Origin of the sequence: Virgibacillus sp. LDC-1, from assembly GCF_030137545.1 — a bacterium.
Lineage (GTDB): Bacteria > Bacillota > Bacilli > Bacillales > Amphibacillaceae > LDC-1.
In genome coordinates this window covers 1-600 of sequence record NZ_JARUVL010000039.1, presented here as the reverse complement: position 1 = coordinate 600, position 600 = coordinate 1, and the positions used below count along the sequence as shown (strand labels likewise).

Annotated in this window: 1 pseudogene; it reads right to left on the bottom strand. The window is 39.4% G+C overall.

The annotated features are described in order from the left end of the window. Positions 1–600 (bottom strand): annotated as a pseudogene (locus QBK89_RS15030) (transposase); the annotation flags it as partial.

Sequence of the window (600 nt, the reverse complement as noted above, 5' to 3'; positions counted from 1 at the left end):
ATGACATCGGGAAAAATGGCATGTGCACCTTCTTCTAGACCACTGACACCGTCCATAGATATAAAGAAAATATCTTCAACACCTCTTGCCTTTATTTCATCGAAAATTTGCATCCATTTATGCTTGCTTTCCGTTTCGTTGAGCCATAAACCAAGAATCTCTTTATGGCCTTCCATGGTGTATCCCAAGATAGTGTAAACAGCATATTTTCTTGTTTCATACTCATTGCGAATGGTTGTGTACATACAGTCGACAAAAACAAACGCATAACAGTTACTTAACNGTTGTGTACATACAGTCGACAAAAACAAACGCATAACAGTTACTTAACGGTCTTGTCTGCCACTCTTCAAGTTCTGGAAGAACTTGATCTGTGATATTAGACACCATATCATGAGATACTGAAAAGCCATAAATATCTTCAATAGTGGCAGAGATGTCCCGTTGCGACATACCTCGAGCATACATGGAGATAACCTTATTCTCAATGGCAGAAACATCTGTTTTCCGTTTGGGAATCAACTCTGGATTAAACGAAGCATCACGGTCTCGTGGGACATTGATATCCAATGCACCTGTGCTCGTTTTGATAGTTTTCTT